The sequence below is a fragment of the Massilia aurea genome, assembly GCF_014200505.1.
Taxonomy (GTDB): Bacteria; Pseudomonadota; Gammaproteobacteria; order Burkholderiales; family Burkholderiaceae_D; genus Telluria; species Telluria aurea_B.
The window spans coordinates 407,328-424,549 of the sequence record NZ_JACHBX010000001.1 but is presented as its reverse complement, the minus strand read 5'-3'; the positions used below and the strand labels follow the sequence as shown (position 1 = coordinate 424,549).

Sequence of the window (17,222 nt, the reverse complement as noted above, 5' to 3'; positions counted from 1 at the left end):
ACGAATCTGGATCTCGGATTTCAAGCAGCGCGATTTCTGGTCAGGTTCAACTTACCGCATCAAGAGGCCACCTCATGCGTTCTACCGTCCTTAAGCAACTCATCGCCGTCGCATTGTTCAGCAGCACGAGCGGTCTTCTATTTGCACAGTCGCTGCCACGAATCCTTCACGACCCGCTCCTTGAACTGGGTTATGAACAGGCAAAGATACGTTTCGAGCCGCTACCATTGCAGGCCATCGCCGGGTGCGACACCTTATCTGACAATGAATACAGTGTCGGTGTACATTTCGTCTTCGCCAAAGCAAGCGACAATGCGGGCCGAATCTTTTATCTGCTACATGGGTACGAAATCCGGAACAACCCAGAGCCTCCTCATTCCCCCAAGTATTCGACTGGTGGCCATGGATTGATCGTGATGGTCCGGGGTCCGGAATGCCTGATCATCGATAACGATGCCAGAGAAACATTCAGGAATCCGGTTTTCAATGACGAATATCCGCAGGATATCCACCAGAGGCTGGCAATCGACTTCGCCGCTCGGCTTTCCTCGGCTTTCGGCGGCAAAGAGAAGCTTCGGGCGCAAATCCTGAAGCAGCGCGTGGATCTCGACACGCTGCCAAACGAGCTTCGCCATACATTCAGGGACTTGCGCCTGCCGAAATAGAGATCGCCAACTTGCCGGCGCTGGCGCGCGTTTCCATGCCCGTCAAATGCTCGATCAGATCCGGAATCACCGAATAGCGAGGCTGCTGCCATGACGTCCAACACGATCAAGCCACTTGTTTGCGCCATCCTGTTCAATACATTGAGCGGATTGCCGTGCGCCCAACCCCTGCCACGCATTCTGCAAGATCCCATCCTTCGCCTGCGGTATGAACCCGCCACAATCCATTTCGCGCCCTTCCCGTCAACCTTACGCAAGGAGTGCCCGGCGCTGGACGAGGGCGGAAATCCACATCGCACTTTTTTCATTTTTGCCAGCGCAAGCGACGCCTCCGGCCGGGTCTACTACCTGCTCAACAGCTCTGAGGTTCGGCACCACGTCGACGATATGCGCTTCCCACGCAACATCACCGATGAATATGCGCCGATCATCATGCTGCAACATCAAGCGTGCGTCATCATCGAACACGAAGGCCCCTACCGACTGGCCGATGACGACTTCACCGAGGACTACTCGCGCGACATTCAACAGCGTCTCATGATCGACTATGCAAACCGGCTTGTTGCTGCGTATGGCGGCAAGGACAAGCTCCGGATCGAACTGTTGAATCAATACGTCGATATGGACACGCTGCCGGAAGCACTTCGCTACGCATTCCGGAATCTGCATCTCATAAAATAAAAAGCCGGCCCATTCGAGCCGGCTTGCATTCCAGGGATACCTCAATCGCCCCTGGCAACACCTTCGCGGCGCGGATCGGCGCCGCCAAACCACATCGGCACGCCTTTTACCATCACACGCTCGATGCCGTGCAGGCCCGATGTCTGCTCGCTGACCCGGATCGCGTGGCCGCGTGCGCGCAGCACGTCGAGCGTGGCGTCTGGGAAGCGGCCCCGTTCCAGTTCGGTCGGACCGTTACGGCTGCCGAAGTTCGGCAGCGCGATCGCCTGCTGCACGTTCAGGTCCCAGTCGAGCGTGCCCACCAGCACCTTGGCGACATAATTGATGATGGCCGGACCGCCCGGCGAGCCGATGGCGAGCACCAGCTTGCCGCTGGCGCGGTCGAACACGATCGTGGGCGACATGGCGCTGCGTGGGCGCTTGTTCGCTTCGACGCGGTTGGCCACCGGGCCATCGGCGTCGCGCGCACTGAACGAGAAGTCGGTCAACTGGTTATTCAGCATGAAGCCGTCGACCATCTGGCGCGAACCGAACGCGTCTTCAATCGTCGTCGTCATCGCCAGGCCGGCGCCATTGCCGTCCACGACCGACATGTGCGAGGTCGATGGCGTCTCGATCGCGTTATCGGTGCCCCACGCAACCTCCATCCCGGGCGGCGTACCGGCCTTGGCCTCGCCCATCGAGCGCGCACCCACCATCCCGGCGCGCGCCGTCAGGTAGCCCTTGTCGATCAGGCTCGGGATGCCACGGCCCGGCAGCGGCACGAAGTCGGCGTCAGCGGCGTAGCGGTTGCGGTCGGCATAGGCCAGGCGCCCTACTTCCGAGAACACGTGCACGGCATCTGCGCCCGGCACGCCGTCCTTCGGCGCGAGCGCCTTCATGTCGAAGGTTTCGAACATGCCCAGCATCTGCGCCACGGCGATCCCGCCCGACGATGGCGGCGGCATGCCGCACACCGTGTAGGCGCGGTAGTCGCTGCAGACCGGCGTGCGGACCTTGGGGCGGTAATCGGCGATGTCCTTGGCCGTCAGCAGGCCCGGATTGGTCGGGTGCGCAGCCACTTTGGCCGCGATTTCGCGCGCGAAGCGGCCCGTGTAGAACACGTCGGCGCCGCCAGCGGCGATCTCGCGCAGCGTGGCAGCCAGCGCGGGGTTCTTCAGCAAGTGGCCAACCGGCCATGGCTTGCCGGCCGCGTCATAAAAGTAGGCGGCGGCAACCGGGTCCTTGATCAGGAAGGTTTCGCCTGCGAGCATCTTGTGCATGCGCGGGCTGACCTTGAAGCCCTGCTCCGACAAGCGGATCGCCGGGGCGAACAGCGCCTTCCACGGCAGCTTGCCGTGCTGGCGGTGCGCCAGTTCGAGCATGCGCAGCACGCCCGGCGCGCCGACCGAGCGGCCGCCGACCACGCCTTCGGTGCGCGACAGCGGCGTGCCGTCGGGCCGTTCGAACAGGTGCTCGTCGGCCTTGCTTGGCGCGGTTTCGCGGCCATCGAATGCCTGGGTCTGCTTGCCGTCGTAATGGACCATGAACGCGCCGCCGCCGATGCCCGACGATTGCGGCTCGACCAGCGTCAGCACCAGTTGCGTGGCAATGGCCGCGTCAATGGCGGCCCCGCCCTGGCGCAGGATCTGGTAACCGGCCTCGACCGCCAGCGGATTGGCCGCGGTGACCATGTACTTCTTGGCCTGCCAGCCATTTTTCTCGGTGTAGCCGGTCGCCGCTTCGGGCGCGGCCTGCAGTGAATCCTGGGCCCACAGGGGCGTCGTCGTCGCGCCGGCCAATGCCAGGGCGAGCGCAAGCTTGCTGAGTGTGTTCAAACGGTTCTCCAAAATAGCAAACGGGCGCGTGGACTTACACCAGGCGCCCGACATCGAAGACATGCTACAGCATCTTCGAAATGCTTTCAGGACACGTCCCCGAAGAACTACTTTGGCTGCATGCGGATTGCGCCATCCAGGCGGATCGTCTCGCCATTGAGCATCACGTTTTCGATGATGGCGCGGGCCAGGTGGGCGAACTCCGTCGGCAGACCCAGGCGCGGTGGGAACGGCACCATCTTGCCCAGCGAATCACGGACTTCCTGCGGCATGTTCATCAGCATCGGCGTCTCGAAAATGCCCGGCGCGATCGTCATCACGCGGATGCCGTTGCGCGACAGGTCGCGTGCCATCGGCAGCGTCAGGCCGGCCACGGCCGCCTTGGACGAAGCGTAGGCCGCCTGCCCCATCTGGCCATCGAACGCAGCAACCGATGCGGTGTTAATGATGATGCCGCGCTCGCCGTGCTCGGCCGGCTCGGTCTTGCCCATGGCCTCGGCGGCCAGGCGCGCCATATTGAAGGTGCCGACCAGGTTGATGTTCACGGCGCGCTGGAACACGTCCAGCGGGTGCGCGCCATCCTTGCCGACGGTCTTGACGGCCGGTGCGACGCCGGCGCAGTTGACCAGGCCGCGCAGCACGCCCAGCCCAACGGCCGCATCGACGACAGCCTGGGCGTCGGCTTCCTGGGTGACGTCGCAGCGGACGAACTGACCCTTCAACTCTTCGGCCAGTGCCTGACCGGCTTCGGCCTGGACGTCAGCGATGACGACGGTCGCGCCATTCGCGGCGAGCATGCGCGCGGTGGCCGCGCCAAGACCGGACGCGCCGCCGGTGACAATGAAAACTTTATCCTGGATGTGCATGGTTGTCCCTTGTGAAAATTCTTGTACCGCTATTTTGCCCGGCTTTAACGTTTACGTAAACGTAAAGTAGGCGCATCAAGAACGTTCGGGACGACGCGCGGTCAGTTCAGAAACACTGCACCGTGGTGCCGCTGCGGTTGCACAGGCGACCGGCGCTGTTGACGCTCGAGCTGCCGACAGCGCCGGCCGTGGTGGCCCCGCTGGTGTCGGTGCAGGTTGCGCCAATGCAAGGGGCAACCTGGCTGGTCGTTGGCACGACTGGCGTCGGCGCGCTCGTGGCTGGAGTGACAACCGTTGGGGCATTCGGCGACGCCAGGCGCCCTGCACTATCGATCTGCTGCTGGACCGAACGACGGGCGACCGGTTGCACGCCCTGCTCCTGCTGCGTCTTCGGTGCTGGCGTTGGCTGTGGACGCACGTTCTGCGGCGCCGGATGCGTGGCCGGATCGATGTCCTTCAGGCGCGATGGCTCCTGGCGGCCCGTGGCTTTTTCTTCCTGGGTTTTCGGCTGCATGTCGATCGGCGCAGCCGGCGTCGAAGTTTGCTGGCCATCGAGGGATGGACGGTATGTCTCGCCCGTGGCGGGCTGACCCTGGGTAGCACCTGTCGTCTGGGCGCCGGCACTGGCAGCGGCAAGTGCCAGCAGCATGGCGAGGATGGTGTTGTTCTTGTTCATGGGAGACCTCTCAGGGTTGTAGACAGATAACTTATTATCGTCTTGCCAACCCGCACACGGCGCACGGGAAACAATTGCTCACAATTGTACGGCGTAATGACGACCACAGGCCTGGAATGCAGCGATCCCGCGCAGGCAGGGCCGGCGCGGGATCGCTGAGGTCGTACTGGATAGACGGATTATTCGGCCAGCGCAGCAAACGCGTTGTCACGCACCTGCTCGACCGGGCCGACACCCGAGATGCGGCGGTATTTCGGCGCGCCTGGCAAGCCCGAGTCGGCCCACTTGCCGTAGTAACCGAGCAGCACCTTGGTCTGGTTGTGGTAGACCTCGAGGCGCTTCGAGACGGTTTCTGCCTTGTCGTCGTCGCGCTGGATCAGCGGCTCGCCGGTGATGTCATCGGTATCGTCGACTTTTGGCGGGTTGAACTTGACGTGGTACACGCGGCCCGACGCAGCGTGCGAGCGGCGGCCGGTCATGCGTTCAAGAATCATGTCGTCAGGGACATCGATCTCGAGAACGTAATCGATGTTCACGCCGCTGTCCTTCATCGCTTCGGCCTGCGCGATCGTGCGCGGGAAGCCGTCGAACAGATAGCCGTTCTGGCAGTCTGCGTCCTTCAGGCGCTCTTTGACCAGGCCGATGATGATGTCGTCCGACACGAGTTGGCCGGCATCCATCACTTTTTTGGCGGCCAGGCCCAGTTCAGTCCCTGCCTTGATCGCCGCGCGCAGCATGTCGCCGGTCGAGATTTGGGGGATGCCGAACTTTTCCTTGATGAAGTTGGCCTGGGTGCCCTTGCCGGCACCGGGTGCTCCTAACAGAATGAGACGCATGAGTTTCCTGAGATTCTAGAAAATAGAGAAAAGTAAAATGGCGGATACGGTGATCTTTTTGATATTGCGCAGACTTCGTTGAGACGGAAGTTACCACAAAAGTTGGCGTAAAAGCCAGCCGCAAGCCGTTGCAGCGAGGATATTTGATCCTGCGCAGATGGCCCGGCTATACCCTTGTGGCGTGCGTCAAGACGTGTAGTGCAGGCGTACCCGCGCCAGATCGTCGGGCGTGTCGACGCCCGCTGGCGGTGCACTATCCGTGATGTGCACGGCGATCGGCACACCGTGCCACAGCACGCGCAACTGTTCCAGCGCCTCGATCGACTCGAGCGGTGATACGGCCATAGCCGGATATGCCTGCAGGAACGCATTGCTGTAGGCATACAGGCCAATGTGACGCAGCGGCGCATAGCCGGCAGGCAGCGACTCGAGCGTCTGGGCAAATGCATCGCGGTGCCAGGGAATGGTGGCGCGCGAGAAATACAGTGCGCGCCCGTTCTTGTCGAGCACGACCTTGACGACGTTCGGGTTGAACACGTCGGCCGCATCGAGGATCGGATGCGCGCAGGTGGCCATTGGGACGTCGGCGCTGATCCGGGCGGCGCAGGCCGCCAGCAGGCGCGGGTCGATCAATGGTTCGTCGCCCTGCAGGTTGACGACGACGTCATCGGGCGCCAGGCCAAGCACGTGCGCCACTTCGGCGATGCGGTCGGTGCCGGACGGGTGATCGGCGCGCGTGAGCACGGCGCTCACCCCATGCTCGGCGCAGGCGGCGGCAATGTCGGCGTGGTCGGTGGCGACGATGATCCGGGTCGCGCCCGATTCACGCGCCCGCTCGGCCACCCGCACCACCATCGGCTTGCCGCCCAGGTCGGCCAGCGGCTTGTTCGGCAGGCGGGTCGACGCCAGGCGCGCCGGGATGATGACGGTAAAGTTCATGTAGGCCGATCAGACAGGCTCGATCTTGCGTGCCTGGTCGGCCCACATGATCGGGATGCCGTCACGGATCGGATAAGCGAGGCGGTCGGCGCGGCAGGTCAGCTCCTGCGCCTTCTTGTCGAGTTCGAGCGGACCCTTGCACAACGGGCAGACCAGGATATCAAGCAGGCGAGCGTCCACGACATTTCTCCACGATGTGTTCAGCCAGCGCAGGGTCGAGCTGCGCCGTCACAGGCACGACCCACAAGCGCGGATCGTCCTTCAGATGTTCAATTTGCCGACATTTTACTGCATCCTTCTCCGTGATCAGAATGATCTCGGCGTCCAGAGCGGCGAACGGGTCGTCCAGGAAGTCGTGATGGTCGGGCAAGGCCAGTTCGCCGGGGGCCAGGCCGGCCGCGCGCAGCATCGCGAAGAAGCGCCCCGGATTGCCGATGCCGGCTGCGGCAACGATGCGTTTCGCGCGCAGATCGGCCAGCGGCACGCGCGCGCCGCCATGCAGCGGTTCGGCGTACTGGCCTGACAGCAGCATGCGGTACGGGGCGCCGCCAACGGCCCGGGCCAGCGCCGGCGTAATCTCGGGGACATTGACCACGGTGAAATCCCGACGGCGCGACGGCGGCTCGCGCAGCGGCCCGGCCGGCAGCAGCCAGCCGTTGCCCACACCGCGCCCGTCGAACAGGACGATCTCGATGTCGCGCGCCAGCGCATAGTGCTGCAAGCCATCGTCGGTAATGAGCACGTCGACGTCCGGGTGCGCCGCCAGCAGCGCCCTGCCCGCCTCGGCGCGCTCGCGGCCGATGACCACCGGGCAGCCGGTGCGCTGGGCGATCAGGAGCGGCTCGTCGCCTACGACGCGCGGATCGGACCCTGGCGTGACGGCGCGCGGCGCGCCATCCTTGCCGGCATCGCCGCCATGGCCGCGCGAGATGATGCCCGGCCGCATGCCGGCCGCGCGCAAGGCCTCGGCCAGCCAGATCGTCAGCGGGGTCTTGCCAGTGCCGCCAATAAAAATGTTACCGACAACGATGACGGGCACAGGCAAGCGCTTTGACGCCTTGAGGCCGGACTGGAACAGCCGGCGGCGCAGGGCGGCCAGCGCCCCGAACAGCAGCGCCACCGGCAATAGCGCGATGGCAAGCGGGCCGCGCCGCAGCCACGCGCGGGTCAGGGTTGTTTCAAGGGAAGAAGCCATGCGGGAGGAAGCCGGCTCGCTTGACGCGGGCCGGTGAGGTTACTTGCCGGTGCCGGTCTGGGCTGCGAAGGTCAACTTGTCGTAGCCGGCCACACGCGCTGCTTCGAGCACATTGATCACCATCTGGTGCATCGCGAACTGGTCGGCATTGACGATGACGACCGGGCTGGCCACCACCTGGCCGTCCGGCGTGCGCGCCGCCGTTTTCATATCCTGCGCCAGGCCTGCCACGCTGGTGAACGCCACGGGCGTGTTATTGACCGTGTAGTTGCCCTTGGCGTCGACCGTGACATTGATCTCGAACGGCTTTTGCGCCTGCTTCTCAGCCTCGGCCGTCGGCAAGGTGATCTGCAGTTCGGTGAACTTGCTGTAGGTGGTCGAGACCATCAAAAAGATCAGTACCACGAGCAGCACGTCGATGAACGGGATCAGGTTGATCTCCGGATCCTCGCGCTTGCGGCCACGGCGAAAGTCCATCATTTGCGGGCACCGTGGACGACGTCGACAAACTTCACGGCCTGCAGTTCCATGTCGACGATATAGGTGTCGACCAGGTTGCGGAAGTGACGGTAGGCGACCAGGGCCGGCATGGCGATGGCCAGGCCGAAACCGGTGTTGTACAGCGCCACCGAAATGCCGTGCGCCAGTTGCGCCGGGTTATTGCCGCCGGTCGGGGCCGAGGCGCCGAAGATCTCGATCATGCCGACCACCGTGCCGAACAGGCCCATCAGCGGCGCGAGCGAGGCGATGGTGCCGAGCGTGGTCAGGAAACGTTCGAGGTTCTGGGCCACACCGCGACCGGCTTCCTCGATCGACTCCTTCATCACGTCGCGTGGCGCGTCAACATTACGCAGTGCAGCCGCCAGCACGGTGCCCAGCGGCGAATTCTGTTCCAGCTTGTTGATGACGTCCGGCGTGGCCTTGCCCGTGTGGTGCACACGGATGACTTCATCGAGCAGGTTGCGTGGGAGGATTTTCTCGCGGCGCAGCGTGATCAGGCGTTCGACGATGAGGGCGACGGCAACGATCGACGCGAACAGCAGGAACCAGATAGGCCAGCCTGCGGCTTGAAAAATGGCGAGCAAGAGATACTCCTGAGAGGATAAAAGTCAATCCGGCAATGTAGCAAGTTGGCAGCGAAGCGGCAAGTAGAGTTCTGCACACCTTCTGTGGATAAAATTGTGCGCAAGGCGCGCGACACGAGCCAAGCACGTTGATTTCAAAGGGCTTTCTGCGCCTGCGCAAGAAAATGGCAGTCTCATGACTCAGTGCCACCATGCAATGACACCATGGTTTTTCCGACAACGCTCCTGCTGGCGCCTGTAGTTGCGAACACATTCTGTGGACAAAATTGTGCGCAAGGCCCCTGAACAACACCTAAGTTATTGATTTCAAAGGATTTCGATTGCGCGCCTGTTTTAGAGGCAGTGACTTACCGGTTTGCCGAGCACGTGCGGCTGTGTAGTTCCACACACTTATTGTGGACAAAAGTGTGCGCAAGACGTCGCTTATGACACTAAGCTATTGATTTTAATCAGCAAACCCACAACGCTTAAAATTTGAGCATATCGGCGAAATCACCCATGAAACACGCCGTATTCTCGGACACCACCATGTTTATTCGGCCTGTCCGCCCGTTGTTCACAGAATATTCGCCCTATGCACACTTTATGTGGATAAGAGTGTGAGGAAGCATCAAGTTAGGGGTGTAAGTCATTGATTTCATTACCAACGACTCGTCCTGCTTTAAAATTAAGCAGGGTCCTTGGTATCACCCGGGTGTAGTCGGACCAACAGTTTTTCGCTGAAAACGCCTTCGCGCCGCAAAAAAAGGTGTGCACAGATTCTGTGGACAACTTTGTGATCAAGCCTGCTGCAATGGCCCTAAGTCATTGTTTTGTAATAAATCCACCTCCCCTGCCCAATTCGCGCGCAGCGTCATGTCTTATGAATGAGTTCCCCACAGTTTGTGTGGATAAACCGTCCTCAAACGACATCATCAACCCTGCAACCTATTGATTTAAAAAGCATTTCAATAGATTGCATTGAAAAGCAGCAATAATCAACCTTGACAGAGCTGATTGCCATCGAGCCTGAACGCGGCGTGGGGGCAGCTATAATCGCTCCTCCCCGATTTTTCGCCACCGACCATGTTCCCGACCAGCGACGCCGACTCTGCCTACACGCCCCCTGCCGTTCTGAGCGTCACCGCGCTGAACCAGCAAGTGGCGCGCCTGCTCGAGCGTACTTTTCCACTGACCTGGATCGGCGGCGAAATCTCCAATTTCACGCGCGCGGCGTCGGGCCACTGGTATTTCACGCTCAAGGACGACGCAGCCCAGGTGCGCGCCGTGATGTTTCGTGGTCGCGCGCAGTCGGCCGGCTTCATCCCGCGCGAAGGCGACAAGGTCGAAGTGCGCGCCCTCGTGACGCTGTACGGTGCGCGCGGCGACTACCAGATCAATGTCGAGGCGATCCGCCGCGCCGGCGTCGGCCAGTTGTACGAGGCATTCCTGCGGCTGAAGGAAAAGCTGACTGCACAAGGCATGTTCGATGCCGACCGCAAACGCCCGCTGCCTCTGTTCCCGCGCAGCATCGGCATCGTCACGAGCCCCGGCGCCGCCGCGCTGCGCGACGTACTCACAGCCCTGCGCCGGCGCGCGCCCCATGTGCACGTGGTGCTCTACCCCACCCCGGTCCAGGGCCAGTTCGCTGCCGACAAGATTGCTGAGGCGATCACGACGGCGTCGCGCCGCGGCGAAGTCGACGTGTTGCTCGTGTGCCGTGGCGGCGGCTCGATCGAAGACCTGTGGAGTTTTAACGAAGAATGCGTGGCGCGCGCGATCGATGCCTGCGCCATCCCCGTGGTCTCGGGCGTGGGCCACGAAACCGACGTCACCATTGCCGATTTCGCGGCCGACGTGCGCGCCGCGACGCCAACTGCCGCCGCCGAGCTGGCCGCCACGCCCCGCGCCGACTGGCTCGCCTCGCTGCACGGCGACGCGCTCGACCTGCAGCGCGCAATGGACCGTCGCCTGTCGGATGCCAGCCAGGGCCTGGATAACCTGAGCCGTCGCCTGCTGAGCCCGTCAGCGCAGATCGGCCACCAGCGCCTGAAACTGCTGGCACTGGCCACGGCCATGACGCATGCGGTCAAGCTGCCCATCAACCGCCAGGGACTGGTGCTGGCACAATTGCAGCAACGGTGGAGCCGGCACCGGCCCGACATGCGCGCGCTGCGGGCGCAACTGTCGTCGGACGGGCGTCACCTGCACACCAGCCTGCGCAATAACCTAAAGGGCCGCCGCGATGCGTTGATGGGCCTGGCAGCGCAGCTCGAACTGCTCAATCCGCAGCGCACGCTCGAACGTGGCTACGCGATCGTGCGCGATGGCAAAGGCCAGATCGTGCGCGACCCGGCGCAGATCCACGCGCGCGACACCTTGCGTATCCGCCTGGCCGATGGCAGCGCCGAGGTCGGCGTGGCGCAGGTGCAGAGCGTGCTCGAGTAACGAATCCTGTCTGGTAGGAAAGAGAATGCAGTCATGCAATATTGCTGCAGCCGGTTTAGAATAGCGCCGCTATCAGAACTGCAACCTTTCCAACCCAACAAGGATTTATCATGGAACACACCCTGCCAGCACTGCCGTATGCCAAGGACGCCCTGCAACCGCACATCTCGGCCGAGACCCTGGAATACCACCACGGCAAGCATCACCAGACCTACGTGACCAACTTGAATAACCTGATCAAGGGCACCGAGTTCGAAGAAATGCCGCTGGAAGAGATCGTCAAGAAGTCGTCGGGCGGCGTGTTCAACAATTCGGCACAGGTCTGGAACCACACCTTCTTCTGGCACTGCATGACCCCGAACGGCGCCGCACCGAGCGGCAAGGCACTGGACGCGATCAATGCCAAATGGGGTTCGGTCGAGAAGTTCAAGGAAGAGTTCAACAAATCGGCACTGGGCAACTTCGGTTCGGGCTGGACCTGGCTGGTGCAAAAGGCCGACGGAAGCGTCGACATCGTCAACACCTCGAACGCCGCCACGCCACTGACCACGACCGACAAGCCACTGCTGACGGCCGACGTCTGGGAACACGCTTACTACATCGACTACCGCAATGCGCGCGCAAAGTTCCTGGAAGCGTTCTGGAACGTGGCCAACTGGGACTTCGTCAACCAGAACATGGCTTGAATTAAATGAGTCACTGAAGGTCACGCGCCGTCCGGCGTGACGATCTGCAACGGCCCGCGCGAGCGGGCCGTTTGCATGCTAGCGCTCAGTCTCCGCCGCCGCCACCGCCGCCGCAACTGCTGCCACCGCCACAACTGCTGCTGCCGCCGCCATCGCCACCATCGCTTCCGCCGCCGTGGCAGTTGAGGTTGGCGTTACAGTCGCGCATCGCGTTGTCGCTGCCACCATCACCGACGTAATAAGTGCCTGCCCCGGTATCCAGCCCCCGTTTTTCTCGCAGGGCCGCGGCATAGTCTGCCTGGCTGATCAGGTTTGCCAGCAACAGCGCCCGCAGTGTCAGCTCGGGATGCAGCCGTGCGCGGCCGGCCATCCTGCCGTTGGCATCCAGACGGCTGTACACGACGTCCTCGTCTTGCAGCGCGTAGCCATGACCATATGGCATACGCAACGTAACATCGAGGCGGAACAACGCGGGCAAGCCCCGTACCCGCGAGCGCGCGTCTTCGTGCTCACGGCAGCCAACGAGCGCGCGCGGCAGTGCCAGCGCATCGAGCATGGTGTGGGGAAGATGGTCGATCGGCTTGCCGAAGTGGCGGCGGCAAAACTGATCCAGATTCACGGGATCCCATGCCATCCACGCATGCCAGACCGAGTCAGCGGCCAGCGATGGCAACGCGCACGGCTCGCGCCGGTCTGCCGCGACCTCGAAAAAGCGCATCAGTCCGGTCGCTGCATGCATGAAAAAGAGTGCGTTGTCCGGCATGCCGGGAAATTCTTTCCCGCCAGTGCGCTGCCAGAACGGAAACAGATCAGGCGAGAGATCCTCCAGTTGCGGACGATAGCCGGACTGCCGGATGTGCCGCAGCACGCGTACTTTGACGACCAGATTCATGGCGTTTTCCAAGGGTGTCAGGACGTGGTTGATGACCGGAATCTTCGACGACAGATCCCTGTTCGTCAAGCCGGAAACTCCCATGCTCAGGCTGCCTGGCTCTGAAGCAAGTCTGAATCTACGCCCTGACGTTCCGTGATAATTTCCGTCGTAGCAACATTGGACACGCAGTGCGTCCATCGTGCGGTCATTTATCGTCAACGCGTCACAACCCGGGAATCAACGTGGAATTCATCCGAACCAGGCAATTGGTGCACCGTCTGCCCCACGCAGCGCGTCTCTCCAGCATCGCCTGCATCGCCATGGCGTTCAGCACGCCAGCGGCCGCAGCCGACTTCAACCCTGCCGATACCTCGGTACAAATGTTCCGCTGGAAATGGAACGACATCGCCAAGGAGTGCACGAACTGGCTCGGGCCACAGGGCTACGGTGCGGTGCAGATCTCGCCACCCCATGCATCGCGCAAGCTGGACTTCTGGTACGACGTCTATCAGGCGGTCAATTACACCAGGCTCGACAGCCGGATGGGCACGGAAGCCGAGTTGCAGGCCATGATTAATACCTGCCATGCTGCCAAGGTGCGCATTTACGCCGACGTGGTCGTCAACCAGATGGCCGACGGCGCTGGTACCGGCACGGCCACCGACGGCAGCAGTTGGAATGCCGCCACGCAAAGCTACCCCCATTTCAGCGCCCCCGACTTCCATGCCGCCTGCGTTATCCAGGGCGGCGACTACAGCCTGGCCGACCGCACCAAGGTGACGAGCTGCCGCCTCAACAACCTGCCCGACCTGAATACCGGCGCCAGTTATGTGCAAGGCCAGATCCGCAACTACCTGAACAAGCTCGTGGCCATGGGCGTGGACGGTGTGCGGCTGGACGCCGCCAAGCACATGGCGCCGGGCGACATTGCCGGCTTCCTCAATGGCGTATCCCGCACGACCAAAGCCGGTGAGCCGCTGTGGTTCACGCAAGAGGTGATCCCGGACAGCGGCGTCAAGGCGAATGCCTATCTGGCCACTGGCTCGGTCAACGAGTTCCATTACGTCTATGCGATGAAGGAAATGTTCCAGAATGTGAATGGCGCCGCCGTGGCGGACTTGCCCAGGTTTATGGGCTCGCCAAGCACTGGATGGGGTGGGACCTGGGGCTTCATCCCCAGCGACAAGGCAACCGTGTTCATCAACAACTGGGATTCCGAACGCGGCGAACATGCCCCGAGCTCGCTCGTGGCCAGCAACTTCACCGGCGTTCCCAACGATACGCAAGGCACCAAGCGCTACCAGCTGGCCAATGTCCTGATGCTGGCCTGGCCCTACGGCGCAGCGCAAGTGCATTCGGGCTTTCGCTTTACCCGCAGTGAGCAGCCGCCGCCAGCCACCAGCCCGTTCGATGCAAATGGCAAGCCGCTGATCAACCAGGCCTGGGACTTCATCCATCGCTGGCCCGAGATTTCGAACATGGTCGGGTTTCGCGCTGCCACATCGGGCCAGGGCGTGGATAATTTCGCCACCGGCACACGCAACCAGATCGCCTTTTCGCGCGGCAACAAGGGCTTTGTCGCGATCAATAACGACCCGGCGGCCTGGACCACAACGCAGGCGACCGGCCTGCCGTCTGGCACCTATTGCAACGTCATCAATGGCCAGCTCAATGCCGCCAAAACAGGTTGCAGCGGCGACGCCGTGGTGGTCCCGGCCAATGGCGCCATCAAGTTCACGCTGGGCAGCGTGAATGGGGCGACCGTGCCGGCGCTGGCATTGCACGCTAACCAGAAGGTTGGCGCCAGCGCGTCACGCAGCACGAAGGGTGCCAACTGACGATCGTGTGCGCGCCGCGATCGACAACCGGGCGCATCAGATGCGCCCGGTTGTCGTCAAACTGTAATGACTTGTCTCGCTTCTCGCAGGTTCTGCCATTCCGGCATGCTGCCCGCTACAATGACAGACCGAGGAGAAATTGAATGCACCGTGTAATGTTGGTGGAAGACGATGCGCGTCTGGCCGAGCTCGTCTCCGAATACCTGTCCAGTTACGAGTTTGCGGTTGACCTCGTCACCCGCGGCGACGTCGCGCTCGAGCGTTTCAAGGAACTCTCGCCCGACGTCGTGATCCTCGACCTGATGTTGCCGGGCCTGGACGGCATGGTGGTGTGCCGCCAGATCCGCGAACACTCCGACGTCCCGATCCTGATCCTGACCGCGCGCGAAGATTCGTACGATGAAGTCTCGGGGCTCGAGCAAGGCGCCGACGATTTCGTCAACAAGCCGGTCCAGCCGCGCGTGCTGCTGGCCCGCCTGCGCGCGCTGATGCGGCGTGCCCAGGCCAAGTCGGGCGTCGATTCGCGCATCCTGCAATTTGGCGCGCTGCGCATCGTCACGAGCGACCGCAGCGTCATCTGGCGTGGCCAGCCGTGCATCCTGTCGAATACCGAATACAAACTGCTGCTGGTGCTGGCCGAGGCGGCCGGGCGCGTGCTTTCGCGCGACGCCCTGCTCAAGAAGATGCGCGGGATCGAGTTCGATGGGCTCGACCGCAGTATCGACAACTGCATCTCCAAGCTGCGGCGCAAGTTCGACGATGCCGATTCGGAAAAGATCAAGACGGTCTGGGGCGAAGGCTACCTGTTTTCGCCATCGGCCTGGAATTGACGCGATAACGCACCTATAAAAAAACCTGCCCCGCGGCAGGTTTTTTTACGTCTGCGTGAACATCGTAGGGTGGGCGGGTTCCCCGCGCACGCGTTCAGCTTGCCTTCGCATAGCACAGAAAGATTGAGGTTGCTTGAACGCGTGGACGGCATAGCCGTCCACCCTACCGTCAGTACTTATTCGAACACCGGCACGATCGCCAGCGGTGCGTGGTACGTCACGACCTGGGCCGCGTCCGCTGGCGCAGGCGCAGGCGCAAAACGGTAGGTGACGACCGGGAAATCGTCATCCACATCCCCCGTGAACGCTGGCGCGCGCGTGACTGGCAGGACGGTCTCGGCGCTACCGGCCCGCACCCGGGCGCCGGCATCGGCGCTCGTTTTTGGAAACACGAGCCGCACACCCACGCACGCCAAGCTGCGCGCCGAGGCATCGGCATGGCGGGCAAAGCCCAGCGCCTGCTCGCAGGCGGCGCGCAGCTCGGTCGCGTCGTACGAGCCGTCGGCGCGCAGCGCCAGCGAGATGCGCGGGCGCACCGTGAAGCCGCCCAGCGGCCGGTTGGGTGCCAGCACCGCGTTCTCGTCGTAGGCGGCTTTCAGCAGCGGCAGCGTCGTGCGGCCCAGCGGATCAAGCGCCAGGCTGGTCTGCAGCGTGCGCCCCTTGATCAGCAGGCTCGCGCCATCGCCCAGCGTCCCTTTGGCACGCGGGCGCACCTGCAGCTGATTCTGCAGCAGATGCTTGGGCCCGCCGTATTTGTCGAATACCACCATCGCCCGGTAGGCATCCCGATAGCTCACCCAGTCGTCGGCACGCGCCTGCGCGACGGCGACGCCTGCCGTCAGCAGCAGGGTCACGCAAGCGGAGAGGTGTACGCGTTGCATCATCAGAAGCGGTAAGCGAAGGCGGTCGAAACCGTCACGTTGGTGGGCCGCTCGACGAGCGGGCTACGGCGAACGCTGCCGGTCAGGCGCGTCGCCTGCACATTGGTGGTAAGCATCCACGACGGACCGAGCGCCCAGTTCCAGCGCGCTCCGACGTGCACATCCTTCAGGCCGCCCCCGGGGCGATACACGGGATTGTCGCTGCTCCAGGCATCGTTTTCGTTGACGCCGAAATAACTCTGGTTGTAGTCGCGGTTGACCAGCGTGAGCCCGGCATGGAACGACATCGTGTGCTGCGGCGCAATGGCCACGGCCAGGCGCTGCACGCCCAGCGTCATGCGGGCACCGTCGCGCTCGCTACCGGAGCCGATCAGTACACTGCTGGTGAGACGCCACGCCGGATTCAGGTAATAGTTGAGGAAGGCGCCGCCTTCGAGCCGGGCATCCACGTCCGGCATGCCGGCCAGCGGATTGTCGCGCCGCATGCGCGCTGCCAGCGGCATCATGGTCGCCACGCCAACGCCATCGATGATGCCGCCCGAGCCGGACTCGTCGCGGCTGGCGTGGAGCGATACCAATGGCCCGAATTCAAGTGTGGGATCGGTCGACAGGTGCATCCCGGCGCTCATGCCGGAAATGAATATCCCATTGCTCCACTGCACCTGCAGCACCGGCAGGACGGAGGTCTTCGTGTTGGCCGCGCCCTCATAGCGCGCCCGTGACATGGCGCCCAGCCCCGCATACATATCGTGGCTGCCGTCGGGCATCGGGTTAGTGGCCGGCGTCTGCGCGCTCGCAACACCACTTGCTGCAGCGAGGGCCAGGGCGAAGAACTGTTTCATCGTGGTGGCGTTCCGGGAGTTCGTGTGCTGATATTTTACGTCGAGCAAGCTTCGCTCTCCCAATCGCATGATGGCAACGCAGAC

The 17,222-nt window shown here is 62.8% G+C and carries 18 protein-coding genes; 6 read left to right on the top strand and 12 right to left on the bottom strand.

Annotated features, from left to right (window positions below):
* Positions 1 to 74: 74 nt before the first annotated feature.
* Positions 75 to 665 carry a hypothetical protein gene (locus HD842_RS01815; protein ID WP_183550183.1) on the top strand — a complete coding sequence of 197 codons (591 nt, stop codon included), beginning with the start codon at positions 75 to 77 and terminating at the stop codon, positions 663 to 665.
* A gap of 90 nt (positions 666 to 755) precedes the next feature.
* Positions 756 to 1,346, top strand: a complete 591-nt coding sequence (locus HD842_RS01810) for a hypothetical protein (protein WP_183550180.1) — start codon at positions 756 to 758, stop codon at positions 1,344 to 1,346.
* 41 nt (positions 1,347 to 1,387) lie between these two features.
* On the opposite strand, the gene ggt is transcribed toward HD842_RS01810, so the two are convergent.
* The 9 genes from ggt to HD842_RS01765 all read right to left on the bottom strand — a co-directional run bounded on the left by ggt (position 1,388) and on the right by HD842_RS01765 (position 8,760).
* Entirely contained in the window at positions 1,388 to 3,163 is a 1,776-nt protein-coding gene (gene ggt, locus HD842_RS01805) for a gamma-glutamyltransferase (RefSeq protein ID WP_229424551.1), read from the bottom strand.
* 107 nt (positions 3,164 to 3,270) lie between these two features.
* Positions 3,271 to 4,029 carry a 3-hydroxyacyl-CoA dehydrogenase gene (locus tag HD842_RS01800; protein WP_183550176.1) on the bottom strand — a complete coding sequence of 253 codons (759 nt, stop codon included), beginning with the start codon at positions 4,027 to 4,029 and terminating at the stop codon, positions 3,271 to 3,273.
* Between the two features lie 106 nt (positions 4,030 to 4,135).
* Positions 4,136 to 4,705 carry a hypothetical protein gene (locus tag HD842_RS01795; protein WP_183550173.1) on the bottom strand — a complete coding sequence of 190 codons (570 nt, stop codon included), beginning with the start codon at positions 4,703 to 4,705 and terminating at the stop codon, positions 4,136 to 4,138.
* A gap of 179 nt (positions 4,706 to 4,884) precedes the next feature.
* Positions 4,885 to 5,541: an adenylate kinase gene (gene adk, locus HD842_RS01790; RefSeq protein WP_183550170.1), complete on the bottom strand. Its 657-nt coding sequence runs from the start codon at positions 5,539 to 5,541 to the stop codon at positions 4,885 to 4,887.
* 186 nt (positions 5,542 to 5,727) lie between these two features.
* Positions 5,728 to 6,480: a 3-deoxy-manno-octulosonate cytidylyltransferase gene (gene kdsB, locus HD842_RS01785; RefSeq protein WP_183550167.1), complete on the bottom strand. Its 753-nt coding sequence runs from the start codon at positions 6,478 to 6,480 to the stop codon at positions 5,728 to 5,730.
* A 9-nt stretch (positions 6,481 to 6,489) separates the two neighbouring features.
* Positions 6,490 to 6,660, bottom strand: coding sequence for a Trm112 family protein (locus HD842_RS01780; protein ID WP_183550164.1), 171 nt, complete (start codon positions 6,658 to 6,660; stop codon positions 6,490 to 6,492).
* A complete protein-coding gene (lpxK, locus tag HD842_RS01775) occupies positions 6,641 to 7,675 on the bottom strand; it encodes a tetraacyldisaccharide 4'-kinase (protein WP_183550162.1) in 1,035 nt (344 codons plus the stop codon). The genes HD842_RS01780 and lpxK overlap by 20 nt, the downstream gene beginning before the upstream one ends.
* Positions 7,676 to 7,714: 39 nt before the next feature.
* Positions 7,715 to 8,152: an ExbD/TolR family protein gene (locus HD842_RS01770; protein ID WP_183553496.1), complete on the bottom strand. Its 438-nt coding sequence runs from the start codon at positions 8,150 to 8,152 to the stop codon at positions 7,715 to 7,717.
* Positions 8,152 to 8,760 (bottom strand): MotA/TolQ/ExbB proton channel family protein, encoded by a 609-nt coding sequence (locus HD842_RS01765; RefSeq protein WP_183550160.1) that lies wholly within the window; start codon positions 8,758 to 8,760, stop codon positions 8,152 to 8,154. The genes HD842_RS01770 and HD842_RS01765 overlap by 1 nt, the downstream gene beginning before the upstream one ends.
* 1,065 nt (positions 8,761 to 9,825) lie before the next feature.
* Between HD842_RS01765 and xseA the strand changes: the two genes are divergently transcribed.
* Positions 9,826 to 11,187: an exodeoxyribonuclease VII large subunit gene (gene xseA, locus HD842_RS01760; protein WP_183550158.1), complete on the top strand. Its 1,362-nt coding sequence runs from the start codon at positions 9,826 to 9,828 to the stop codon at positions 11,185 to 11,187.
* 110 nt (positions 11,188 to 11,297) lie between these two features.
* Positions 11,298 to 11,873 (top strand): superoxide dismutase, encoded by a 576-nt coding sequence (locus tag HD842_RS01755; protein ID WP_183550156.1) that lies wholly within the window; start codon positions 11,298 to 11,300, stop codon positions 11,871 to 11,873.
* An 85-nt stretch (positions 11,874 to 11,958) separates the two neighbouring features.
* Here the strand turns inward: HD842_RS01755 and HD842_RS01750 are convergent, their stop codons facing one another.
* Positions 11,959 to 12,765, bottom strand: a complete 807-nt coding sequence (locus HD842_RS01750; RefSeq protein WP_183550154.1) for a hypothetical protein — start codon at positions 12,763 to 12,765, stop codon at positions 11,959 to 11,961.
* Positions 12,766 to 12,989: 224 nt separating this feature from the next.
* Between HD842_RS01750 and HD842_RS01745 the strand changes: the two genes are divergently transcribed.
* Positions 12,990 to 14,585, top strand: coding sequence for an alpha-amylase (locus tag HD842_RS01745; protein WP_370660774.1), 1,596 nt, complete (start codon positions 12,990 to 12,992; stop codon positions 14,583 to 14,585).
* A gap of 143 nt (positions 14,586 to 14,728) precedes the next feature.
* Entirely contained in the window at positions 14,729 to 15,415 is a 687-nt protein-coding gene (locus HD842_RS01740; RefSeq protein ID WP_183550151.1) for a response regulator transcription factor, read from the top strand.
* 176 nt (positions 15,416 to 15,591) lie between these two features.
* Here the strand turns inward: HD842_RS01740 and HD842_RS01735 are convergent, their stop codons facing one another.
* On the bottom strand, positions 15,592 to 16,269 hold the full coding sequence (locus HD842_RS01735; protein WP_370660773.1) for a hypothetical protein: 678 nt from the start codon (positions 16,267 to 16,269) through the stop codon (positions 15,592 to 15,594).
* A gap of 29 nt (positions 16,270 to 16,298) precedes the next feature.
* Positions 16,299 to 17,138: a MipA/OmpV family protein gene (locus HD842_RS01730; protein ID WP_183550146.1), complete on the bottom strand. Its 840-nt coding sequence runs from the start codon at positions 17,136 to 17,138 to the stop codon at positions 16,299 to 16,301.
* Positions 17,139 to 17,222 lie beyond the last annotated feature (84 nt).